Below are 22,849 nucleotides of genomic sequence, written 5' to 3'. Positions count from 1 at the left end.
GCGGTATCCGGGAAGTCGCCCGCCGAACGGGTCCGCTGAACGTACATATGACGTCGAAGCAATGGAGTTCGCATGAAAGCTGTAGGAGTAACGGAATTCGGCGGCCCGGACGCCCTGCAGATCCTGGACCTTCCGGCCCCAGAGGCAGGCCCGGGCGAGATACGCATCCGGGTGCACGCGGCAGCCGTCAACGCCACCGACACGCTGCTGCGTAGCGGGTTCGTCGCCGCGCCGGACTCCAAGCCCCCTTACATTCCGGGGATGGACGCCGCGGGCGTGGTGGAGCAGATCGGCGAGGGAGTCAGCGCCGGCCTGCAGGTCGGTGACCATGTGATGGCCAACGTGGTTCCGTCCGAGACACACGGCGCGTACGCGGAACAGATCGTCGTGCCCGCGGAGTCGGTCGCCAAGGTTCCGGCCGGTGCGACCGACGAGGAGGCCGCGTCCCTGCCGATGAACGGCCTGACCGCGCGCATGGCGCTGGACCTGCTCGGCCTTGCGCCGGGCGAGACCGTGGCGGTCACGGGCGGGGCCGGCGCGGTCGGCGGCTACGTCATCCAGCTCGCCAAGGCGGACGGCCTGCGCGTCGTCGCCGACGCCGCGCCGCACGACGAGCAGCTGGTCAGGGAGCTGGGTGCCGACATCGTGCTGCCTCGCGGGCCCGAGTTCCCGAAGAAGGTCCGTGCGGAGGTGCCGGAGGGCGTCGACGGGCTTGTCGACGGCGCGCTCCTCGGAGAGTCCACGGCTCCGGCGGTACGGGACGGGGGCCGGATCGCGACACTGCGCGGCTTCAAGGGCATCGGCGAGCGCGGCGTCAGCTTCGAGCCCGTGTTCGTTCCCGGATACGCGCGCGAGCAGGCGAAGCTCGACCGCCTTCGGCAGCAGGTCGAGGACGGTCAGGTCACGCTGCGGATCGCGAAGGTCCTTCCTGCCGAACAGGCTATGGAGGCTCACCGGATCCTCTCGGAGGGCGGTGTCCGAGGACGTCTGATCCTCACGTTCTGAGGGCGCGAACCGGACCGAAATGAACCCTTCGGTGGGCGACCTCACCTATTGCGCGCCATGGGGCAATCCGGCGATCTTCTACCGGGACTTCGACTACGGCGCGGTCTCATGAAGCTGGGCAGCCTCGAATCCGGTATCGAGAAACTGGCGGGCATGAGTGGCGATTTCACCGTCACCATCGAGCTCGCGGATTAGAGCACATCACCTATGCAGGACATCGAAGAACACTCCTTCACCGGCGAGCGGGCGCTGTTCCACGGGCGTGATCTGCGCATCACCCACTCCACCTTCGCCGACGGGGAATCCCCGCTCAAGGAGAGCCGGGACATCGCACTTCACCGCAGCGTGTTCCAGTGGAAGTACCCGCTGTGGTACAGCAAGAACATCACCGTGACCGACAGCGCTTTTCTGGAGACGGCGCGGTCGGGTATCTGGTACAGCGACAACATCTCTGTCTCGAACAGCATGATCGAGGCTCCGAAGACCTTCCGCAGAGCGAAGAACATCACGCTCGAGCATGTGGACATGCCCCTCGCGAGCGAGACGCTGTGGCACTGCGACGGAATCTCGCTGTCCCATGTCACAGCCAGGGGCGACTACTTCGGCATGAACAGCCAGAACGTCAGAGCCAGTGACCTCCGGCTGAGCGGCAACTACGCCTTCGATGGCGCGAAGAACATCGAGATCGACAATGCGACGCTGCTCTCCAAGGACGCCTTCTGGAACTGCGAGAACGTGACGGTGCGCGACTCACTGATCGTCGGCGAGTATCTGGGCTGGAACTCCAAGAACCTGACCTTCGTCGACTGCACGATCGAGAGCCTGCAGGGTCTGTGTTACGTCGAGAACCTGACGCTGAAGAACTGCCGACTGATCAACACTACGCTCGCCTTCGAGTACTCGACCGTGGACGCCGACGTCACGACGGTGATCGACAGTGTGATGAACCCCAGCGGGGGCACCATCCGTGCCAAGGGCATCCGCGAGCTGATCTTGGAGGATACCAAGATCGACCCTCGGAACACCACGATCGTCGTCACGGAGCGAGCCCATGCGGCATGACTTCGACGAGCTGACCGAACGCCGAGGGACCAACTCGCTCAAGTGGGACGTCACCGACGGCGAACTGCCCATGTGGGTCGCCGACATGGACTTCCGCACCGCACCCGAGGTCGTCGAGGCGATCCACGCGAAGGCCGCCATCGGCATCTTCGGCTACACCACGGTCCCGGACGAATACGTCCGTACCGTTGCCGCATGGTGGGCGCGCCGCCATGACTTCAAGATACAGCAGGACTGGATCGTCTTCTGCACCGGCGTCGTACCCGCCCTCTCCTCGATCGTGCGCAAGATGACGACCGTGGGCGAGAACGTGCTGGTCCAGCCGCCCGTCTACAACATCTTCTACAACTCGATCGTCAACAACGGCCGGAACGTGCTCTGCAGCGACCTGCAGTACGACGGCACCGGCTACCGGATCGACTTCGAGGACCTCGAACGCAAGCTCGCGGCTCCGCAGACCACGCTGATGATCCTGTGCAACCCGCACAACCCCGTTGGCATGATCTGGGACCCGGAGACGCTGGCCAGGATCGGCGAGCTCTGCGCCCGCCACCACGTCCTGGTCGTTTCGGACGAAATCCACTGCGATCTGACCGACCCGGGACACCCGTACACCCCGTTCGCCTCCGTATCCGACACGTGCGCGGACAACAGCATCACGTGCCTCGCACCGACCAAGGCGTTCAACCTCGCCGGCCTGCAGACGGCGAGCGTCGTCATACCGAACGAGCATATCCGCGCCAAGGTCAACCGAGGACTCAACACCGACGAGGTGGCGGAGCCGAACGCCTTCGCCATCGAGGCGACGATCGCGGCCTTCACTGCCGGGCAACCGTGGCTGGACGACCTGCGCGCCTACATCCGGCAGAACAAGGATCGCGCATCCGAGTTCATCCGGGCCGAGCTGCACGAGCTGCACGTCGTCCCCTCGCAGGCGACGTATCTGATGTGGATCGACTGCGGTGCCATCACCTCCGACACCACTGAGCTGAGCCGCTTCATACGGCAGAAGACCGGGCTCCGGCTCTCCGACGGTGCGGACTTCGGCGGCCACGGATCGCGGTTCATGCGGATGAACGTGGCCTGCTCACGCGCTCGTCTGGAGGACGGACTGACGCGTTTGAAGGCTGGTGTCGAGGCCTATCGCGCACGGTAGGGCCGCTCCGCCCGTGCCATACGAGGCACCCACTACGCCCCCCCCAGAGACAGGAGCCGAGTCAGCATGGACGGAGTAAGTACCACCCGAGAAACCACCTGCGGTGCTGTTCGCGGCAGCCGCACCGGCGATGTGGTCAGCTGGAAAGGCATCCCGTTCGCGGCTCCGCCCGTGGGCCCGCTCCGCTTCGCACCGCCGGAGCCGGCGGTCCCGTGGGAGGGCGTCCGTGACGGCTCCCGCTACGGAGCGGCCTCACTCCAGCACCCCGGCTTCCCGACGCCGCTCGTCCAGGACGTCGTGCAGTCCGAGGACTGTCTGAACCTCAACGTCTGGGCTCCGGCCACCGCCGAGCCGCGCGGACGTGCCGTCCTGGTGTGGATCCACGGCGGTGCCTACCTCGGCGGCTCCGGTGCCGAGTACTGGAGCGACGGGACGAATCTGGCCGGGCAGGAAGACATCGTCGTCGTGTCGGTCAACTACCGGCTCGGCGCCCTCGGCGGCCTCGCCCTCGACGAGGCCGGCACCCTCGGCAACAACTTCCTTCTCGACGTGGTGCAGGCGCTGCGCTGGGTGCGCGACAACATCGCCGCGTTCGGGGGCGACCCCGACCGGGTCACCATCGGCGGCCAGTCCGCCGGCGCGATGATCGTGGCCGCGCTGGTCGCGAGTCCCTACGCGCACGGGCTGTTCCACGCCGCCATCGTGCAGAGTGGCCACGGCACGGGCAACGCTCCCCGCGCATCGGCCCACCGGGCACGCGACCTGGTCGTTTCCGAACTGGGCATCGCACGCGACGACCACATGATGGAACGGCTTCTGGCTGCTGACGTCGCGGATCTGATCCGAGCTCAGCAAAAGGCGGCGGAGGAGATGATCACACCGTTCAAGCCAGTGACCGACGGCGACATACTGCCCTTGCCGGTCATCGGCCTCTTCGCAGCGGCTACGCAGCAGTCCGTGCCGTTGCTGCTCGGAACGACCCGTGACGAGCACAATCTCTTCGCCGCGATGGGGTGGGGACACGGCACCGGGCAGGTGACGCCGTTGCGTGAACGACTTGAACAGGTGCTCATCGATCCGGAACCAGCAGTGGTCGAGGAACTCATCGCCGTCTACCAGGAGCTCGCGCGCTCCGACGGCCTGGACTGGAACCCCGATGACGCGGCCTGGAACATCCTCCGCACCGACCTCGACTGGCGCGGCCCGCAGCGAGACCTCGCAGCGTTCCACGCCGACATCGGAGCACCCGTGTACCGCTACGAGTTCGCCTTCCGCACACCCGTGGACGGCGGTGTGCTCGGCGCGGCCCACGCGTTGGACATCCCCTTCGTCTTCGGCAACCTCGACCAGCCCGGCATGGCAGCCCGCACGGGTGACGACGTGGCGAGCCCCGCGCGCCGAAAGGTCGCGGCGCAGTGCACCCAGGCATGGGGCTCGTTCGTCCGCGACGGCCGTCCGGAGTCGCAGCACCTGCCGCAGTGGCCGCGGTACGAACGGGATCGCCAGGAGATCATGGTGCTCGGATCGGAGCCGATGGTCGTCACCGACCCGCATGTCCAGCGGCTCGATGTCTGGAAAAAGCTCGCCACCATCCCTCCGCTGTCGTCGTGAGAGCAGAACAGCAAGAGACGTGAAGCAAGGTGACTGGCGCGAAGGTGGGCTCGTTCACCGGCGCCGGTCCTGGCCGGGCCTTCTCGTTCGAGAGCCGGCCGACGTCTGCTCAGGCCGCTGCGTCTGATGCGGGCTCGTGCGGGTCCGCGGCCCACGAGGCGAGGAAGCGCAGGCCCTCATGGGAAGTGCTGCCGGGCTCCGCAGTCCAGACCACGAGTTGCTGCTCGGGATCGGTGGTGCAAGTCAGGCTGTCCCAGTCGAGGGTGAGATCTCCGGCGAGCGGGTGACGCAGTGTCTTGGTGCCAACCCGCAGGGCGGCGACGTGGTGGGCGGCCCACCACTGCCGGAAGTGGTCGTCAACCACGGACAACTCGCCCACGAGTGCGGCCAGTCGTGGGTCGCCGGGGCATTTGGCGGCTTCCATGCGCAGTTGGGCGACGCAGGTACGGGCGATGGTCTCCCAATCCGGATACAGCGTGCGCATGGCGGGGTCGGTGAAAAGGAGCCGGACGTAGTTCCGCTTCTTTTCCGGAATCCCGGAGAAATCGGCGACCAGTGCGGCAGCCAGGGAATTCCACGCCAGGATGTCCATGTGGCGGCCGAGAACGATCGCCGGTGTGGCGGTGAGTTCGTCCAGGAGTCGCCGCAGCTGCGGCCGGACCTTCTGCGCCGCGCGCCGACGGGGCTGGGCGTCGTCCTTTCCGGCCAGCTCGAACAGGTAGTCATGCTGGTCGTCATCGAGATGCAGGACGCGGACCAACGTGGCGAGCACGGGCGCCGACGCCTGGATTCTGCCCTGCTCCAGGCGCGTGTAGTAGTCCGTGCTGATCGCTGCCAACTGGGCGACCTCGTCCCGCCGCAGACCGGGTACCCGCCGCGGCGCGCCGGTGTCCGGCAGTCCGACGGTACGGGGACTCAATTCGGCCCGGCGGGCTTTGAGGAACTCACCCAGCTCATCCAAATGTACTTTGCTGCTCATGACAGCCAGTGTCCCAGTAGATTTCCGCTTTGTGAGGGGGAGAATTCTCTCCCAGGATCCGTTCTTCCCGGGAAGGGGAATGCCCCGGTTGAAACTCAGCTGTATTGGATCTTTACCGGGGCGAGGGACGAAGATCGCGCCGACCGGCGAGGCGCCGCGAACAACGGACGCGGGCTCGTCAGTTGGCAGTGCCCGACGCCGACTCCCCGTCTTGGGCCGCGGCCCAAGAGGACAGGAAGCGCAGACTCTCATGGGTCGGTGTGCCAGGCTCTGCGGTCCAGATCACGAGTTCCTGGTCGACGTCGGTGCTGCACGCGAGAGTGTCCCAGTCGAGGACGAGTTCGCCGGCGATCGGGTGGTTGAACGCCTTGGTCCCCCTGCTGCGTCCTGCCACATGATGACCTCCCCACCACTTCCGGAAGTTCGCGTCCTGCACTGACAGCTCGCCGACAAGGGCGCTCAGCCGCGGATCGTCGGGGTATTTGGCGGCCTGCATGCGCAGATGAGCGACGCAGGTGCGGGCGACGCCCTCCCAGTCCGTATAGAGGGCCTTCATATGCGGATCGGTGAAAAGAATATGGATGTAGTTCCGCTTCTTTTCCGGAACCTGCGCGAAATCGGTGAGCAAGGCGGCGGCCTGTGGATTCCACGCGAGAATATCCATTCGGCGCCCCAGAACCACTCCGGGAGTCACTGTCAGGTCATCGAGCAGTCGACGCAACTGCGGTTGCACTTTCTGCGCGGCACGTCGGCGCGGTCGTCCGGCCTCGCGGCCGGCCAGCTCATACAGGTAGTCCCGCTGATCGTCGCCGAGGTGGAGGACGCGGGCGAGGGCGGCCAGCACCGACGCGGAAGGCTGGATGCGGCCCTGCTCCAAGCGGGTGTAGTAGTCGGTGCTGATGGCTGCGAGCAGAGCGACCTCCTCTCGGCGGAGTCCGGCCACGCGCCGCGGCCCGTCGGTGCCGGGCAGACCGACCGTACGGGGGCTCAGCTCGGCACGCCGCGCCTTGAGGAATTCTCCCAACTCGTTGAGATGCGCGTTGCTGGTCATGCTCGCCAGTCTGGCACCGTTCGCCGGACGGCTGGGGGGGAGAGTTTTCTCCCTGGATGAATCCTTCCCAGGATGGAATTCTCCCCTTTGCGGGCCCGCGCGATGGTGGCAAGGTCGGTGACGTGGCCGGCGAACAGGACCGGTCACCGGAAAGCATTATCCCGAATGCTGGCTGGACACCCCACCCTAACGGCAGGGATGTCATTCCGGAAGTCACCGATATTCCGTGTTCCGCACGGAGGAGGCGAGAAAGACGTGAGGACGGATGTCACGTTCCTCAGCAACGGCCTGACGCTGGCCGGTCACCTCTACACGGCCGACAGCCATAACGGCCGACCACTCCCCGCGATCGTGGTCCTGCACCCCTGGGGCGGGGTGAAAGAACAGACGGCCGGCCTCTACGCACGGCTGCTGGCCGAGCAGGGCTTCGCCGCTCTCGCCTTCGACGCAGCACATCAGGGCGAGAGCGAGGGCCAGCCCCGGTTCCTGGAGAACCCCTTCCAGCGCGCTGAGGACATCAAGAGCGCCGTCAGCTGGCTGACCACTCGTCAGGGCATCGTCGACCCGGATCGTATCGGTGCTCTCGGCATCTGCACCGGCGGAGGACACGTGCCGTACACCGCCGAGACCGACCACCGGATCAAGGCCATCGCCACTGTCAGCGCGGTCGACATCGGCAGCCTGCTGCGCGACGGACTGGGGCGCACCCAGGACCCCGCGCTCTTCCGGAACATGGTCGCCCAGTCGGGACGCCTGCGTACCGAAGAGGCCCAGGGCAAGCCCGCGCACCTCGTCCACATCCTGCCTGAGGAAGTCGAGGACACCACGCCCGTCCATGCCCGCGAAGGCCACGAGTACTACCGCACCCCGCGCGGTGCGCACCCCCGCTCGGAGAACGCCTGGGTCCTGCGCAGCGTCGACCAGATCGCCCAGTACGACTCCTTCGCCACGATCCAGAACCTCGCGCCGCGCCCGCTGCTGATGATCGCGGGCACCGAGGCGGCCACGGCCTACTTCAGCCGCGCCGCCGTCGAGCAGGCCGCCGAGCCGAAGGAGCTGTTCTGGATCGATGGCGCCACCCACTTCGACCTGTACGACAAGCCCGAGTACGTCACCCCCGCCCTCGCCAGGCTGACCTCGTTCTTCGTCGAACACTTGAACGCGCCCTTGAACGCGCGCCTGGCGGCCTGAAACCGAACACGCAAGGAGCACCACCCATGGCTGAAGACAAGGCCGCCGCCCCGCAGGAACTCGCCCAGTTCGCGCCCAAGCTCGTGGAGCTGACCGACAAGGTCCTGTTCGGCGACGTGTGGGAGCGCCCGGGCCTGTCCCCCCGCGACCGCAGCCTGGTCACCGTCACCACTCTGGCGGCCCTCTACCGCACCGAGCAGCTCGGCTTCCACCTCCGAAGGGCGCTGGAGAACGGGCTGACCCAGGACGAGCTGGTCGAGGCCATCACCCACCTGGCTTTCTACGCCGGCTGGCCCAACGCCATGACCGCGGTCAACCAGCTCAAGGCCATCGTCGAGGAGTCCGGCCAGACCGGCTGACGCCTTCCGAGAACGCCCGCAGAGCACTTCATGACCCACCTCGCCATGTGGGAGGCCCTCGGCGAGGGCGAAGGTCCCGAGACCGAATGGGGCGACCTCGTCACCGACGAGGAATACGGCAGCCGGTAGACCGTCGTCGCCCCGTACCGCTGCCGCAGGACCAACGCGGCAGCTCACCACGAGAAGAGAGAAACACCATGGAACTGCTGAAGCAGCCACCGACCATGAAGCTGCCCGCCGACTGGTTCACCGGCGACGCCTACGCCGACGTCATCTACCGCGGCGAGGAGCCCTCCCGGGCCCGGGCCAACATGGTCCGGTTCACGCCCGGCGCCCGCACCGCCTGGCACTCGCACGGCCTGGGCCAGACCCTCTACATCGTCGAGGGCATCGCCCTGATCCAGGCCCGCGGCGGGCAGATCCTCGAGGCCCACCCCGGCGACGTCGTCTACACCCCGCCGGGCGAGGAGCACTGGCACGGTGCCGCGCCCGACCAGTTCATGATCCACCTCGCGTTGTGGGAGACCGACGACGTCGAGTGGCTCGAACACGTCACAGACGCCGACTACACCGGCCCGCGCGTCAGCACCCGCACGCGCCCCTGACACCTGGTGAGCCGATGGCTCCGCGGGAAGTCGCAGGAGCCGCCGGACCTCCACCTTCCACCCTCACGAAACGATCTGAGAAAGCATCATGCGCGCAACAATGATCCACAAGCCCGGTGACATCCGGGTGGAGAACCTCCCCGACCCGAAGATCGTCAGCCCGACCGACGCGATCATCCGCACCGTCGCCACCTGTGTGTGCGGCTCGGACCTGTGGGACTACCGCGGCATCAACCCGGTCGACCAGCCCCACCCGATCGGCCACGAGTACGTCGGCGTCGTCGAAGAGGTCGGCAGCGAAGTCACCGGCGTCAAGACGGGGCAGTTCGTCATCGGCTCGTTCTTCGCGTCCGACAACACCTGCCCGCACTGCCAGGCCGGATACACGACGTCCTGCCAGCACCGTGAGTTCATCAACGGCTGCCAGGCCGAGTACGTCCGTATCCCGCTGGCCGACGGCACCCTGGTCGCCACCCCGGAGCAGCCGGCCGAGGAGTTCATCCCCAGCCTCCTGACCCTGTCCGACGTCATGGGCACCGGCTGGTACGCCGCCGCGGCCGCCGAGGTCAAGCCCGGCTCCACCGCTGTCGTCGTCGGCGACGGCGCGGTCGGCCTGTCCGGCGTCATCGCCGCCAAGGAGCTCGGCGCCGAGCGCATCATCGCGATGAGCCGGCACGAGTCGCGCCAGAAGCTCGCCCTCGAGTTCGGCGCGACCGACATCGTCACCGAGCGCGGCGAGGAAGGCATCGCCCGCGTGAAGGAACTGACCGGCGGCGTCGGCGCCGACTCGGTGCTCGAGTGCGTCGGCACCCAGGAGTCGATGACGCAGGCCCTGCGCTCCACCCGCCCCGGCGGCAACGTCGGCTTCGTCGGCGTCCCGCACGGCGTGGAGATCCCGGGCGAGGAGCTGTTCTTCTCGCACGTCGGTCTGCGTGGCGGCCCGGCTCCGGTGCGCTCCTACCTGCCCGACCTCATCGGCCGGGTCTTCGACGGCCGCATCAACCCGGGCAAGGTCTTCGACCTGACCCTTCCCCTCGACGAGGTCGCCGAGGGTTACCGCGCCATGGACGAACGCCGCGCCATCAAGACGCTACTGCGTCCGTGACCTAGTCCCGCCTCCCACGGGACCGGCCGCGGGCCTGACAGCCCGCGGCCGGCCTTCGGAGCCACAAGCAATGCCCACACCTCCCCATTCACCACCTCCGCCTCTGGAGACACCGTCCATGTCCGCCCCGCTCGCCGCGCCCAGACAGACCGCCGACTCGACCACCCAGCCGGGCGGCTCAGCCACCGCCGCTCTGGCTGCCGCCGTTCTCGGCTTCTTCGTCATCACTCTCGACGCCTCCGTAGTCAACGTCGCCCTGCCCGACATCAGAAGCGATCTCGGTGGCGGCATGACGGGCCTGCAGTGGGTAATGGACGGCTACACCCTCATATTCGCCGCGTCGCTGCTGTCCGCCGGATCCCTGAGCGACCGCATCGGCGCCCGCCGCGCCTTCGGGATGGGGCTGGCGGTGTTCGTAGCCTCCTCGGCGGCTTGTGGGCTCGCGCCGAACCTGGCCGCGCTTGTCGTGGCTCGCATGGTCCAGGGTGCCGGCGCGGCCATGATGATGCCTTCCTCCCTCACACTGATCCGCGAGGCGTATGCCGACCCGGTCAAGCGCGGCCGGGCGATCGCGATGTGGAGCATCGGAGGCGCGGTGGCCGCCGCGGCCGGACCAGTGGCGGGCGGAGCCCTGAACCTCCTCAGCTGGCGGATGATCTTCTTCATCAACCTGCCGGTCGGCCTGGCCGCACTGCTCCTGGTGGCCCGCGTGGCGCGCTCGCCGCGCCGTGAGGTGCCGTTCGACTGGACGGGACAGGTCGCGGCCGTGCTGACCATGGGTGCGCTCACCTTCGGGGTGATCGAGGCCGGAGCCGACGGCCTCGGCGCGCCCAAGGTGCTCATGTCTCTCGCCGTCACGGTGGGGGCGCTGGCCGTGTTCCTCGTGGCTCAGGCGCGGGGAAAGCACCCGATGGTTCCGCTGGACCTGTTCCGCTCCCGCAACGTGCTGATCTCTGCGGGAACCGGCTTCGCGTTCATCGGTGGGTTCCAGGGCATGGTCTTCGTCTTCAGCCTTTACTACCAGGAGCAGCGGGGCCTTTCCTCGTTCTCCACCGGCCTCGCCTTCGTACCGATGACCGTCCTGTCCGGCTTCGTGGGCGTGCTGGCCGCCCGGCTGGCGGAGAGGTTCGGGCCACGGGTGCCCGTCGTCGGCGGCATGTTCCTGATGGGCGCGGGCATGACGGTGCTCGCCGTCATCCCTGCGTCCACCCCCGTCTGGCTGCTGGCAATCCTGATGATCCCCGTCGGGATCACCGGCCCGCTCGCCATCGCCCCGACCACTGCTGTGCTGCTGGAGAGCGTTCCCGCCCACCAATCCGGCATAGCCAGCGGCGTGTTCAACACCAGCCGCCAGCTCGGCGGCGCCTTGGCCGTGGCCGTCTTCGGCGCCCTGCTCGCAGGCCACGCCCAGATCCTGCACGGCCTGCGCGAAAGCCTGGTCATCGCCGCGGTGGTGGCCTTCCTCAGCGCGGCCGCGAACCTGCGGCTCCAGCCGCCCAAGCGGCTGTGACGAGCCCCCGACTCTCTCCCCCCTCACTCGCGAAGGAGACACGGCGATGACGACATGGTCGAGCGACGAACTCAACAGGATTGAAGCGGCAGACGAGTTGGAGATGGCACCACGACGGAGCGACGGCACTCTCCGCAAGCCCGTGCCGATCTGGGTCGTGCGTGAAGGCGACGACCTCTACGTTCGCTCCTACCGCGGCCCCGACGGCTCCTGGTGGCGCACCGCCCGGTCAAGCCACGAGGGCCGTGTCCGCTCCGGCGGCGTCGACAAGGACGTGGCCTTCACCGAGGAGACCGACGCGAGCGTCAACGACCGGATCGACGCGGCATACCGTGCCAAGTACGGGCGATTCGGCGGGGCGTACGTCAATCCCATGGTGGCCGCTCGGCCGACGACGCTGAAGCTCGTACCCCGATGAACAAGGCCCACGTGTCAGCCGCCGACGACCACACCAACAACACCCCAGAGAGATCACGGCGCACATGAGAATCCGACTGACCGCCGGAGACACCGTCCTCAACGCAACTCTCGACGACAATGCGACGGCGCGCGACTTCGCCTCGCTGCTGCCGCTGAGGCTGCAGATGAACGACCTGTTCAAGCGTGAGAAGTACGGTCACCTGCCCCGGTCTCTCGCCGCGGGTGGAAAGCCGCAGTCCAGCTACGAGATCGGCAACATCGGCTACTGGTCACCCGGTCCCGACGTCGCCATCTTCTATGACCACGACGGCCAGTCCGTCCCCGCCCCCGGCATCGTCATCCTCGGCGAGATCGACTCGGGGACCGATGTCTTCAAGGAGTACGACGGCACGGTCGACGTCACCATTGAGGCCGTCGGCTGAGACCCAGCCGGAAACCACCGAGATCGTCAACCAGCGAGAGGAGGGGGACCATGTTCCGGGTCTTCGTCATCGGGGCGACCGGCGGCGTCGGCTCCCGCCTCGCCGCACAACTCATCGAACGGGGCGACCAGGTGGTGGGCCTTCACCGCCGTCCGGAGCAGGCGCATGCCCTGGAATCCGACGGAATGGAGCCGGTTCTCGGCGACTTGACGTCGCTCGGCGTCGACACTCTTGCCGCCTGTCTGGAAGGTGCCGACGCGGTTGTCTTCACCGCGGGCGCGAGCGGAGCCGGCCCGCGGCAGGCGGACGCCGTCGACGGGCAGGGCGTGGAAATCGCGGCAACCGCCGCAGCGACGGCGGGAGTCCGCCGGTTCCTCCTCGTGTCCGCCTTCCCGGACGCCTGGCGCGACCGGCGCATGCCGCCGAATTTCGAGCACTACATGAAGGTCAAGCGTCAGGCCGACGTCCTCCTCGCGGCCACCGACCTCGACTGGGTGATCGTCCGCCCCGGCACCCTCACCAACGACCCCGGCACGGGACACATCCGAATCGGCGTGGCAATCCCGTACGGCGATGTCCCCCGCGACGACGTCGCCGCCGTACTGACCGAACTGGTGCACCAGCCGCAGGTGAACCGCATCATCCTCGAACTCACGGAGGGCGAAGTCCCGATCCGCGAGGCGCTCGACACCCTGGAGAAGTCATGACCACCATCGCCATCATCGGAGCCGGCCCCGGCCTCGGCGCCGCTGTCGCACGACGCTTCGGCCGCGAGGGCTACGACGTCGCCCTGATAGCCCGCGACCAGGAACGCCTCGACGCCCTCGCCGCCGAACTCGCCGACGAGGGCCTGATCGCACGGGGCTTCGCCGCGGACGTACGCGACCCGAAGTCCCTCAGCGCCGCCCTGGACGCGGCGACCGCAACCTTGGGCCCGATCGAGGTCCTGCAGTACAGCCCCGTACCGCACAAGGACTTCATGCGGCCGGTCCTGGAGACCACCGCCGACGACCTTGCGGGTCCGCTGGAGTTCTCCGTCTACGGCCCCGTCACCGCCGTACAGCAGGTACTCCCCGGCATGCGCGAACTGGGCCGCGGCACCGTCCTGTTCATCAACGGTGGCTCCGCCGTGATGCCCCACCCCGATCGTGCGGGCACGTCGATCGCCTTCGCAGCGGAAAGCGCCTACGGCCACCTGCTGCACGACACGCTCGCCGACGAGGGCATCCACGTGTCGCAGCTGATCATCCCTGGCGCGATCATTCCGGGACACCACAAGAAGGACCCCGCCGTGCTCGCGGACACCCTGTGGGCCCTGCACCAGGACCGCCACGGCTACCGGCACTACGCCGACGACCTCGACTCCTGACCCGACCCCGCCCCACTACAGCGCCCTTGCCGTAGCCCTCAGTTCAGGAGAAACACCGTGCTCGGTCTCGAACTCGTCGTGGTCCTGGGCGTGGCCGTGCTGGTGGGCAACGTCCTTGGACAGCGCTTCGGTGTCGCCCCGCCCGTCGTGCTGCTCATCGTCGGCATCCTGCTGGGGTTCATCCCCTCGGTGCGCCAGGCACAACTGCCGCCGGAGGTGGTGCTGCTGCTCTTCCTGCCGGTGTTGTTGTACTGCGAGAGCCTGACCACTTCGCTGCGGGAGATCCGCAGCAACCTGCGCGGCATCGTGCTGCTGAGCACGGTGCTGGTCATCCTCACGGCCTGGGCCGTCGCGGTGGCGGGGCACGCCCTGGGACTGCCCTGGGGACCGGCCTGGGTGCTCGGCGCGGCCGTGGCCCCCACCGACGCGACCGCTGTCGGGGTCCTGGCCCGCATCCTGCCACGCCGCCAGGTCACCATCCTGCGCGCCGAGAGCCTCGTCAACGACGGCACGGCCCTGGTCGTCTACGGACTCGCCGTCGGCATCACGGTCGGCGAAGAGCACCTCACCCTTCCGCACGTCGGTGCACTGTTCCTGCTCGCGTACGGCGGTGGGGCCGCGGTCGGAGTAGCGGTCGCGTGGGTCAACATGAACCTGCGGCGGCGGCTGGAGGATCCGCTGCTGGGGAACCTCGTCATGATCCTGGCGCCCTTCACCGCTTATTTGATCGCCGAGTTGATCGAGGCCTCGGGCGTCCTCGCGGTTGTCGTGAGCGGCCTGATCATGACCCAGGTCGCCCCGCGCATCATCCGGGCCGAACACCGACGGCAGGCACTGGCGTTCTGGCCACTGGCCACGTTCATCATCAACGGCGCCCTGTTCGTCCTGGTGGGAGTGGAACTGCAGTACGCAGTCCGCGACTTGGGCCGCTCCGACCTCCAGGACGCGCTGGTTGCGGTCGGCGTCGTCTGCGCGGTGCTCGTCGCCGTGCGCTTCGCGTTCCTGTTCTGCTCCGCCTATCTGATTCGCGCCATCGACCAGCGTCCGCAGCAGCGACAGCTCCGGATCAGCCACCGGCTCCGGGTGGTCAGCGGTCTGGCCGGCTTCCGGGGCGCCGTGTCCCTCGCCGTGGCCCTCTCGGTGCCGCAGACCCTCGACTCCGGCGAGCCGTTCCCCGACCGCAACTTCATCGTCTTCGTCACCTCCGGCGTCATTCTCGTGACACTGGTCGTCCAGGGACTCCTGTTGCCGGGCGCGGTGCGTTGGGCCCGCCTGCCCCGCGACACATCGGTCGACGAGGAACAGTTCCTCGCCGAGACCGCTGCCACCGAAGAGGCGATCAAGGCCATGCCGCAGCTCGCCGCCGACCTCGACGCCGATCCCAAAGTCGTCGAGTGGCTGCGCCAGGAGTACGAGGCGCACCTGGCGACCGTACGAGCCAGGGGAGTGGGTGCCGACGACGACCCGGCCCTGCGCCACAACCAGCACTACACCGCGCTCCGCCTGGCCCTCATCGCCCACAAACGCGCCACCGTCGTCCGGCTCCGCGACGAACGCGACATCGACGACACCGTGCTGCGCCGACTGCAGGCCGCCCTCGACATCGAAGAAGTACGGCTGTCCGGGCGCGAGCAGGTCGAGTGAACTGCGATCAGGTTCGTGAGCCCCCCATGCACACCCGCGAGAAGGGACCCACCCCCATGACCTCTCCCAAGCCCCCGGGCTTCATCGACGTCCACGCCCACTTCGTCACCGATTCCTATGTCCGGCAGGCGACGGCAGCCGACCACAGCCACCCGGACGGCATGGCCACCTGGCCTTCCTGGTCAGTTGACGCACACCTGGACCTGATGGACCGTCACAACATCGAGATGACGATGCTGTCCATGTCATCCCCGGGTGTGCACTTCGGCGACGACGCGGCCGCCCGCCGCCTCGCCCGCGAGGTCAACGAATACGCCGCCCGGCTGGCCGACGAGCACGCGGGCCGCTTCGGCTCCTTCGCGTCTCTCCCCCTGCCGGACGTAGCGGCAAGCCTCGACGAGATCGCGTACGCATTCGACGAACTCGGCGCGGACGGCGTGGCGTTGATGACGCACACCCACGGCGTGTACCTGGGCGACAAGCGCCTCGAACCCGTCTTCGCGGAACTGGACCGCCGCCGGGCCGTCGTCTTCCTCCACCCCACATCACCAGTGTGCTGGGAACAGTCGGCGCTCGGCAGACCGCGCCCCATGGTGGAGTACATCTTCGACACGGCCCGCACCGTCACGGACCTGCTGATGTCAGGCGTCCTGGAACGTCATCCCGGCCTGGAGGTGATCGTCCCGCACTGCGGCGGCGTACTGCCCGTACTCGCCGACCGCATCAACGAGTTCATGCACCTGTTCCTGCCCGCTGAGGACTCCGACACTCCCGACGCAGTGGAACAACTGCGCCGCCTCCACTACGACATGGCCGGTACGGCCTTCCCGCGCCAGATCCCCGCCCTGCTCGGACTCGTCGAGCCCGACCGCCTTCTGTTCGGCAGCGACTACTGCTGGACGCCGCCCCCGGTCGCCGACGCGCATATCGCCGCGATCGACGCCGCGGAGACGCCTGCCGAGGGGGCCACCTGGCGGTCTCTGACCACGGCCAACGCGCAACGACTGTTCCCATGCCTCGCCCGCTGACCGACCGCCGGCCACGCAGGCGCGGATCACAAGAATACGTAAGGAGTGGACGAGTTCTTCACGGACTAGCCTCAGCGAGGCGGTCCGAACAACACCCTTCCGGTACACGTCACTTGAAAGCCTCCACATCCTGGGGGCTCGCGCTGCTGGTTGGGGCCGGCCCTGGCTTTCGACTTCCGTCTGCTGGGAATCGGTCGGCGCGTTCTGCCCGTGACCACCGCAGCGCGGCACCTGCTGCCGCTGTCGCGATTGGGGTTCGCTGTCGCGGCCCTGTCCGGTGCGGCGATGTTCGTTTCCGGCGCCACGTCGGTCGGCAACAGCGGTGCGGCGCCCTGGAAGCTCGGGCTGATCGTCGTGGCGGGTATCAGCATCGCCGTCTTCCACAAGGGCGTGTATAGAACCGTCGACCATTGGGACCTCGGTACCGGCGCACCAGTCCGGGCGCGGGCAGCCGCGACGGTCTCGGCGCTGACGTGGACCGGCGTGATCGTCTCTGGTCGCCTGCTCGCCTATACCTGACCTGCTCGAACGCGATCTCTCCCCGAGGTTTCGGCAGCGGCCGTGTGAACGCTCGGATGCCGTCGAGCCACGTCAGCCAACTGGCCGTCTCCAGCCGAGAGGCACACCGGCCCGCCCGCTTCGACGGGCATGCGGGGAACTCGCTCAGGATCATACGTCTGACCAGCTGATCTTCAGCGCGATAGCCGCTGGTCAGCGCATCTGGTGAGCGCATTCACATTCGAACCGAGTCGGCAGTCGTGCGTATCGATGTCTATAGTGACACTCAGTCTCACCTACGGGAGTGTGAATCATGAGTGATCTTGTGTTGCGAGGCCGCACGGTTGTCGTCACTGGGGCGAGTTCGGGGATCGGTGCCGCCGCGGCCCGCCGTTTCACGGAGCTGGGAGCTACCGTGGCTGTGATCGGCCGATCGCCGCAGAAGACTGCCGCTGTCGCCAAGACGATCGGTGCCGAGTCCCACGTCGTGGACTTCAGCCAGCTGGACGACGTCCGGCGACTCGCTGAAGAACTGCTCACCCGCTATCCGCGGATCGATGTACTGGCCAACAACGCAGGTGGCATCTTCGCCAGCCGCAAGGAGAGCACGGACGGTCACGAGATGACTTTCCAGGTCAACTACCTGGCTCCGTTTCTGCTGACGAACCTGCTGTTGGACCGACTCGCGCAGACCCCGGGTGGGGCCCGGGTGGTGAACACGGCCAGCATGGACTACCGCAAGGGAAACCTGGACCTGGACGACCTGGACACCACCCGAAACCGCTATCGCTGGCGGAGCGTGTACTCGACGTCCAAGCTCGCCACTGTGATCTTCACCAGGGAACTTGCCCGCCGCCAGCAGGGAACAGGGGTGACCGCGTCGGCCTTCCATCCCGGCGTCGTTGCCAGCGATGTCGGCCGGGACAGCGCCATCAACGGGGCGCTCATGCGATCTTGGCTGGGCAAGGCGCTGCTTTCCACTCCCGAGCAGGGCGCGGAGCCGCTGGTCCACCTGGCCACCACCCCGGACCCCGTCACGATCGACGGCGCGTACTTCCACCGCCTCGACCGCGAGGAACCCAAGAACACGCAGGCCACCGATCCCGCCCTGGCCCTCCGTCTGTGGGAACGCTCGGCTCTGCTGACTGGCCTGTCTGCCACAAACCGCGGCTGACCGCGCCGCTCACATATCCGTAGCACTCTCGTCAGCACCTGACGGCGCTACCCCTCATCGTCGACGACAGACAAGGACGCCGGCATGGCGATTCTGGGAACCCTGCTGAAGAACCGGCGCGCCGGCCAAGCCAACCTGGCCTGGAATCTCCCGGCCCTGGCCGGGCCCGACACGCTCGACCTTCACAGCCCCGATTTCGCACACGACAGCACCGTGCCAACTCGCCACGCCGGTCGCCGTGCCGGCGGCCAGAACATCTCCCCGGCTCTGACGTGGACCGGCGCCCCTCAGGGCACCGCTCAACTCCTGCTGGTGATCGAGGACGTCGACACCCCCACCCGGAGCCCCTTCGTACACTGCGTGGCCCTGCTCGAGCCCGAACTCGTCAGTCTGCCCGCCGGGGCATTGAACGCGGGCAGCACCGCACAGGGAGTGCGGTTGCTGCGCTCTGGAATGGGGCGTGGCTACATGGGTCCCGAGCCGATCAAGGGCCACGGTGTGCACCGGTACGTCTTCCAACTGTTTGCGCTACGTGCCGCCCTTGCCTCGGCTGAGGGCGGTGCCGCTCTTGACAAGGCCAAACCTCGGGCCGTGCTCTCTGCGGTGAGCGGCCCCCCTCTGTCCCGAGGTCGCCTCGACGGCCTCTACTCCCGCTGACACGGCAGGAAGAACGGCACTTTCAGACGGAGGAGGTGTCAGCCCGAGGTGATGACGGGCTCACCGCAGTAGGCCCGGGTGATGCCCAGCGAGTCCTCGAAGACGCGGTAGTCGGTGATCAGACCGTCGACGACGGTGAAGCGCAGGACGAGTTCGCTTTCAAGCACCTGCCCCGAGGGATGAAACCGGGAGGCGTAACGCCCCGGAACGAACACCCGCCCATCGGCCTCGGTCATCGTCTGCAGCTCGAACTCGAGCGGCTCGACGGCCTCGAAGAACGCCGCGAGGGACTGCCGGATCTCCTCCGGTCCAATGCGACGTCCGGCCCAGGGTGTCATGGCCTGATCTCCCGGAATGGTCCAGATGGCGCCTGGCGCGAAATAGGACAGAATCCGGTCCATGTCACGCGCACCGAATGCCTCGAAGTAGGCATTCACAGCGGCGATGTGGCCAGTGGCCATGACGGGTCCTTTCGTCGGCATTCCACTCAGCTTCGAGGAGGCATTAACTCCGGCGATCGACTACTTGAGGATCTCCATCGGATGCTATTTCCAGCCTGCCACCCCCTCGAGGGATCACGGGAATTCCCCCATGCCCGGCTGCCCCAGCCACTGTGGCACACACCACAAGGCCAGAAAATGGGAGTGATTCTTCCAGGGAAGGATCCTTCCCTGGAAGAATCACTCCCCGTCACAACGCGAGCTGCCGGTGCAATCCTGAGCGGTATGACCCCCCATCCCCTTTTCGAGGAGCACCACAGCATGCCCGCGTCGCCCGACCCCATCGTCGCCATTGCATTCCACTCCGGCTATGGCCATACCGCTGTCCTCGCCGAGGCCGTGGCACGTGGCGCCGCTGAGGCCGGCGCCGAGGTGGTGTCGATAGCCGTGGACACCATCACCGACGAGCAGTGGGCGCAGCTCGACGGCGCGGACGCGATCATCTTCGGCGCCCCCACCTACATGGGCACCGCTTCCGCTGCTTTCCACGCCTTCGCCGAGGAAAGCAGCAAGCGCTGGTTCCCTCAGGCCTGGGTCGACAAGCTCGCCGCCGGCTTCACCAACTCCGGTGCCAAGAACGGCGACAAGTCCTCCACGCTCGGCTACTTCGCCACCATGGCGGCACAGCATGGGATGCACTGGATCAGCCTCGGCCTGCAGCCGGGCTGGGCATCCACCACCGGCAGCGAGGACGACCTCAACCGCCTCGGCTACTTCGCCGGCGCCGGCGCCCAGACCCACACCGACGCCGGTCCCGAGGCAGTCCACAAGTCCGACATCGCCACCGCCGAGCACCTGGGCGCCCGCGTCGCCCGCCAGGCCGCGATCTTCGTCGCCGGCCGCAGCGCTCTCGCCGCCTGACCTGCGAATCTCCGCACTGTCAAGCATTTCCCACTTCCGACCAACCGGACGCACCTTCACCCGCCCCGATCTCTGAGGAGCACAACATGTCCGACTCTCCGAACATCGCTCTCGCCCGCAGGCTGTACGACTCCAAGGGCGACCCCGCCGTCTCCCAGGAGATCATGGCCCCCGACATCGTCTGGGACGTGACCCCCGGTTTCCCGAACGGCGGTGTCTACAACGGCCTCGACAGCGTGGGCGGCGACTTCTTCCGCCGGGTCTTCGAGGTGTTCGAGTCGTTCTACGCCGAGGGAGAGCAGTTCTTCGAGGACGCCGACAACCACGTGTTCGTACTCGGCCACTACCACGGTGTGTCGAAGAAGGGAAAGACCGCCAAGGTGCGGTTCATCCACCTCTGGACCGTCCGCGACGGCAAGCTCGCCCACATGCAGCAAGCCGCCGACAGCCACATCGCGCAGCTGGCCCTCGAGGACTGACAAGGACCGGCCGTCCCCGCTGCCGGCACACGTCGTCAGCGGGGGCGAGCCGGGCCCCAGGGTGACGGGGAGCGCAGCCCGGGTTCTGACGGCAGATGGGAAACAACCAGAATTCCATTCCGAGAAGACAACATCCAGGGAGAAAACTCTCCCCCTCTCAGGGAGGGCGTTCATGCAAAACTGGAAGTTATGACGCGCGACCCGCACCTGAACGAACTGGGGGAATTCCTCAAGGCCCGGCGAGGAGACCTCAGCCCCAGTGTCCTCGGCCTACCGGAGACGGGGCAGATTCGCAAGGTTCCGGGCCTCCGCCGCGAGGAAGTCGCCCTGCTGGCCTCGATCAGCACCGACTACTACATGCGGCTCGAGCAGGGCCGTCTCCAGCCGTCCACGCCTGTCCTCACCGCGATCGCCGACGCTCTCCGCCTGGACGACGATCAGCGCGCCTATCTCTTCGGACTCGCCGGCAAGGAAGTCCACCAGCGTGCCGGGCAGTCCGCCCCGCAGAGGGTCCAGCCGCAATTGCAGCGCCTGCTCGACAACCTCCTCACACCCGCATTCGTCATCGGGCGCCGTACCCAGGTTGTTGCGTGGAACGCGATGGGCGCCGCGCTGATCACCGACTTCGGGCAAATCCCCGAGGATCAGAGGACCTTCATCCGGCTGTTGATCAACGACCCGGCCATGCGCGTCCTCTACGCGGACTGGGAGGACGTGACCCGCCTGGCCATCGCCCAACTACGAATGGACAGTGCACGCAATCCGGGCGACCCGCTGCTCGCCGCGCTCGTCGGCGAACTGTCCGCCCAGGATGCCCAGTTCCGGCAGTGGTGGGCCGCGCATGACGTGGCCAGCCGGGGCATGGGGACCAAGCATCTGCGTCACCCCGTCGTTGGTGACCTCATCCTCGACTGGGACACCCTCGCCTACGCCACCGACCCCGAACAGCACATCATCGTTTGGACCGCCGAACCCGGCACGTCATCCGACGACGGCCTGCGCCTGTTGGCTTCTCTGGCCACCGGCACCAGCCGATCGGCGGCCGGCAGCATCAGCTGAAGAAACGACGCCGAGGGCGGCCCGCCGGCGTCAACTCACGGGCAACACCCCGGCACGGCCACCCACGGCCGGCCGGGTTCTCCGCATGCCGGCATGCTGCCCTTTGGGTAGGGGGTCTTTTCCCTAGGAAGGAACTTTCCCCTTTTACCCAGGTTGCCGGTCCAGCATCTTGGAACTTGACCATGTTGATGGTCAGCAATTCCCTGCGGTTCAGCCGCAGAAGGGGAAATCTGCACGCTGCGCCTCTGATTTCAAAAAGCGCGCGAGCTGTCTGCAGAACGCAAGTCCACAAGGAGATGTTCGATGGCGAAGATTCTGTTCATCGTGACCGCAGCCGACCGCTGGACGCTGGCCGACGGCACCGAGCAGCCGACCGGCTACTGGGCCGAGGAGGCGATCGGGCCCTATCAGGTGTTCAAGGAGGCCGACTACGAGATCGTGGCCGCGACGCCGGGCGGTGTGCCGCCGACCGTCGACGCTCTGAGCCTTACCGCCGACTTCAACGGCGGCCCCGAAGGCGCCCAGCAGATGCAAGACGCGGTGCGTGACGCGACCGAGCTGGCAAACCCGCTCCGGCTGGAGGAGGTTCGGCTGGACGACTATGACGCCGTCTTCGTCCCGGGCGGCTGGGGCCCGATGGAGGACCTGTCCGTCGACCGCGAGGCCGGGCGCCTGATGGCCGAGAGGCTGGCCTCGGGCAAGCCTCTGGCCCTGGTGTGTCACGGCCCCGCAGCGCTGCTCACCACCGCCGACGCAGACGGGAAGTCGCCGTTCGCGGGCTACACCTTGACCAGCCTCACGAACGCCGAGGAGATCGCCAACGGCCTGGCGGAGAAGGCCAAGTGGCTGCTCGAAGACCGCCTCCTCGAGCTCGGCGTGGACTACCGCGTCGGCGAGCCATGGGCCCCGCACGTCGAGGTCGACCGCAACCTCTACACCGGCCAGAACCCCAACTCTGCGGTTCCGCTCGCCCAGGAAGTCCTGAAGGCCCTGAGCTGAGTCTGCCGTTGGCGCGAGACCTCGGCGGTCCGGGGCACCGGACCCCAGACCGCCGAGGTCAGGAGCTGCAGGCGAGGCTTCGGCCGTCGCGTACCGCCCCAGGGG

The 22,849-nt window shown here is 67.5% G+C and carries 26 protein-coding genes; 23 read left to right on the top strand and 3 right to left on the bottom strand.

Annotation, left to right across the window (positions count from 1 at the left end; all coding sequences use genetic code 11):
- Positions 1 to 72: 72 nt before the first annotated feature.
- The 5 genes from ACIRA5_RS14790 to ACIRA5_RS14770 all read left to right on the top strand — a co-directional run bounded on the left by ACIRA5_RS14790 (position 73) and on the right by ACIRA5_RS14770 (position 4,834).
- Complete coding sequence (locus ACIRA5_RS14790; protein WP_403690875.1) at positions 73 to 1,005, top strand: NADP-dependent oxidoreductase; 933 nt, start codon at positions 73 to 75, stop codon at positions 1,003 to 1,005.
- Between the two features lie 19 nt (positions 1,006 to 1,024).
- Positions 1,025 to 1,117: a cyclophilin-like fold protein gene (locus ACIRA5_RS14785; RefSeq protein ID WP_403690873.1), complete on the top strand. Its 93-nt coding sequence runs from the start codon at positions 1,025 to 1,027 to the stop codon at positions 1,115 to 1,117.
- 95 nt (positions 1,118 to 1,212) lie between these two features.
- Positions 1,213 to 2,067: a DUF3737 family protein gene (locus tag ACIRA5_RS14780; RefSeq protein WP_403690871.1), complete on the top strand. Its 855-nt coding sequence runs from the start codon at positions 1,213 to 1,215 to the stop codon at positions 2,065 to 2,067.
- Complete coding sequence (locus tag ACIRA5_RS14775; RefSeq protein WP_403690870.1) at positions 2,057 to 3,223, top strand: MalY/PatB family protein; 1,167 nt, start codon at positions 2,057 to 2,059, stop codon at positions 3,221 to 3,223. The genes ACIRA5_RS14780 and ACIRA5_RS14775 overlap by 11 nt, the downstream gene beginning before the upstream one ends.
- A gap of 66 nt (positions 3,224 to 3,289) precedes the next feature.
- A complete protein-coding gene (locus ACIRA5_RS14770) occupies positions 3,290 to 4,834 on the top strand; it encodes a carboxylesterase/lipase family protein (RefSeq protein WP_403690869.1) in 1,545 nt (514 codons plus the stop codon).
- Between the two features lie 109 nt (positions 4,835 to 4,943).
- On the opposite strand, the gene ACIRA5_RS14765 is transcribed toward ACIRA5_RS14770, so the two are convergent.
- Both ACIRA5_RS14765 and ACIRA5_RS14760 read right to left on the bottom strand, forming a co-directional pair.
- Entirely contained in the window at positions 4,944 to 5,813 is an 870-nt protein-coding gene (locus ACIRA5_RS14765) for a helix-turn-helix domain-containing protein (protein ID WP_403690867.1), read from the bottom strand.
- A 178-nt stretch (positions 5,814 to 5,991) separates the two neighbouring features.
- The gene (locus tag ACIRA5_RS14760) at positions 5,992 to 6,864 is read right to left on the bottom strand and encodes a helix-turn-helix domain-containing protein (protein WP_403690866.1); all 873 of its coding nucleotides are present in this window, start codon (positions 6,862 to 6,864) and stop codon (positions 5,992 to 5,994) included.
- A 255-nt stretch (positions 6,865 to 7,119) separates the two neighbouring features.
- On the opposite strand from ACIRA5_RS14760, the gene ACIRA5_RS14755 reads away from it, so the two are divergent.
- The 14 genes from ACIRA5_RS14755 to ACIRA5_RS14690 all read left to right on the top strand — a co-directional run bounded on the left by ACIRA5_RS14755 (position 7,120) and on the right by ACIRA5_RS14690 (position 18,846).
- Complete coding sequence (locus tag ACIRA5_RS14755) at positions 7,120 to 8,055, top strand: alpha/beta hydrolase (protein WP_403690864.1); 936 nt, start codon at positions 7,120 to 7,122, stop codon at positions 8,053 to 8,055.
- A gap of 26 nt (positions 8,056 to 8,081) precedes the next feature.
- Positions 8,082 to 8,414, top strand: a complete 333-nt coding sequence (locus ACIRA5_RS14750) for a carboxymuconolactone decarboxylase family protein (protein ID WP_403690862.1) — start codon at positions 8,082 to 8,084, stop codon at positions 8,412 to 8,414.
- 197 nt (positions 8,415 to 8,611) lie between these two features.
- Positions 8,612 to 9,019 (top strand): cupin domain-containing protein, encoded by a 408-nt coding sequence (locus ACIRA5_RS14745; protein WP_403690861.1) that lies wholly within the window; start codon positions 8,612 to 8,614, stop codon positions 9,017 to 9,019.
- A gap of 88 nt (positions 9,020 to 9,107) precedes the next feature.
- A complete protein-coding gene (locus ACIRA5_RS14740) occupies positions 9,108 to 10,124 on the top strand; it encodes a zinc-dependent alcohol dehydrogenase family protein (RefSeq protein WP_403690860.1) in 1,017 nt (338 codons plus the stop codon).
- Positions 10,125 to 10,242: 118 nt separating this feature from the next.
- Positions 10,243 to 11,634, top strand: a complete 1,392-nt coding sequence (locus tag ACIRA5_RS14735; RefSeq protein WP_403690858.1) for an MFS transporter — start codon at positions 10,243 to 10,245, stop codon at positions 11,632 to 11,634.
- A 46-nt stretch (positions 11,635 to 11,680) separates the two neighbouring features.
- The gene (locus tag ACIRA5_RS14730) at positions 11,681 to 12,052 is read left to right on the top strand and encodes a DUF2255 family protein (RefSeq protein ID WP_403690857.1); all 372 of its coding nucleotides are present in this window, start codon (positions 11,681 to 11,683) and stop codon (positions 12,050 to 12,052) included.
- A gap of 64 nt (positions 12,053 to 12,116) precedes the next feature.
- Positions 12,117 to 12,476 carry a cyclophilin-like fold protein gene (locus ACIRA5_RS14725; protein WP_403690856.1) on the top strand — a complete coding sequence of 120 codons (360 nt, stop codon included), beginning with the start codon at positions 12,117 to 12,119 and terminating at the stop codon, positions 12,474 to 12,476.
- 50 nt (positions 12,477 to 12,526) lie between these two features.
- Complete coding sequence (locus ACIRA5_RS14720; RefSeq protein ID WP_403690854.1) at positions 12,527 to 13,183, top strand: SDR family oxidoreductase; 657 nt, start codon at positions 12,527 to 12,529, stop codon at positions 13,181 to 13,183.
- Positions 13,180 to 13,845 (top strand): SDR family NAD(P)-dependent oxidoreductase, encoded by a 666-nt coding sequence (locus tag ACIRA5_RS14715; protein WP_403690853.1) that lies wholly within the window; start codon positions 13,180 to 13,182, stop codon positions 13,843 to 13,845. Before ACIRA5_RS14720 ends, ACIRA5_RS14715 begins: the two co-directional genes overlap by 4 nt.
- Positions 13,846 to 13,902: 57 nt before the next feature.
- Positions 13,903 to 15,489, top strand: coding sequence for a Na+/H+ antiporter (locus ACIRA5_RS14710; protein WP_403690851.1), 1,587 nt, complete (start codon positions 13,903 to 13,905; stop codon positions 15,487 to 15,489).
- Between the two features lie 56 nt (positions 15,490 to 15,545).
- On the top strand, positions 15,546 to 16,517 hold the full coding sequence (locus ACIRA5_RS14705; protein ID WP_403690850.1) for an amidohydrolase family protein: 972 nt from the start codon (positions 15,546 to 15,548) through the stop codon (positions 16,515 to 16,517).
- A gap of 210 nt (positions 16,518 to 16,727) precedes the next feature.
- Entirely contained in the window at positions 16,728 to 17,036 is a 309-nt protein-coding gene (locus tag ACIRA5_RS14700; RefSeq protein WP_403690848.1) for a hypothetical protein, read from the top strand.
- Between the two features lie 292 nt (positions 17,037 to 17,328).
- Complete coding sequence (locus tag ACIRA5_RS14695; RefSeq protein ID WP_403690846.1) at positions 17,329 to 18,189, top strand: SDR family NAD(P)-dependent oxidoreductase; 861 nt, start codon at positions 17,329 to 17,331, stop codon at positions 18,187 to 18,189.
- 84 nt (positions 18,190 to 18,273) lie between these two features.
- On the top strand, positions 18,274 to 18,846 hold the full coding sequence (locus ACIRA5_RS14690) for a YbhB/YbcL family Raf kinase inhibitor-like protein (protein WP_403690845.1): 573 nt from the start codon (positions 18,274 to 18,276) through the stop codon (positions 18,844 to 18,846).
- A gap of 38 nt (positions 18,847 to 18,884) precedes the next feature.
- On the opposite strand, the gene ACIRA5_RS14685 is transcribed toward ACIRA5_RS14690, so the two are convergent.
- Positions 18,885 to 19,307 carry a nuclear transport factor 2 family protein gene (locus ACIRA5_RS14685; protein WP_403690843.1) on the bottom strand — a complete coding sequence of 141 codons (423 nt, stop codon included), beginning with the start codon at positions 19,305 to 19,307 and terminating at the stop codon, positions 18,885 to 18,887.
- 264 nt (positions 19,308 to 19,571) lie between these two features.
- On the opposite strand from ACIRA5_RS14685, the gene ACIRA5_RS14680 reads away from it, so the two are divergent.
- The 4 genes from ACIRA5_RS14680 to ACIRA5_RS14665 all read left to right on the top strand — a co-directional run bounded on the left by ACIRA5_RS14680 (position 19,572) and on the right by ACIRA5_RS14665 (position 22,744).
- Entirely contained in the window at positions 19,572 to 20,207 is a 636-nt protein-coding gene (locus tag ACIRA5_RS14680; RefSeq protein ID WP_403690841.1) for a flavodoxin family protein, read from the top strand.
- A gap of 86 nt (positions 20,208 to 20,293) precedes the next feature.
- Positions 20,294 to 20,686, top strand: coding sequence for a nuclear transport factor 2 family protein (locus tag ACIRA5_RS14675; RefSeq protein ID WP_403690840.1), 393 nt, complete (start codon positions 20,294 to 20,296; stop codon positions 20,684 to 20,686).
- A 189-nt stretch (positions 20,687 to 20,875) separates the two neighbouring features.
- Positions 20,876 to 21,745: a helix-turn-helix domain-containing protein gene (locus ACIRA5_RS14670; RefSeq protein WP_403690838.1), complete on the top strand. Its 870-nt coding sequence runs from the start codon at positions 20,876 to 20,878 to the stop codon at positions 21,743 to 21,745.
- A gap of 303 nt (positions 21,746 to 22,048) precedes the next feature.
- Entirely contained in the window at positions 22,049 to 22,744 is a 696-nt protein-coding gene (locus ACIRA5_RS14665; protein WP_403690837.1) for a type 1 glutamine amidotransferase domain-containing protein, read from the top strand.
- Positions 22,745 to 22,849: the final 105 nt, after the last annotated feature.

It is taken from the genome of Streptomyces sp. NPDC096311 (assembly GCF_044763085.1).
Lineage (GTDB): Bacteria > Actinomycetota > Actinomycetes > Streptomycetales > Streptomycetaceae > Streptomyces.
This window is presented reverse-complemented; position numbering and strand designations above follow the sequence as displayed.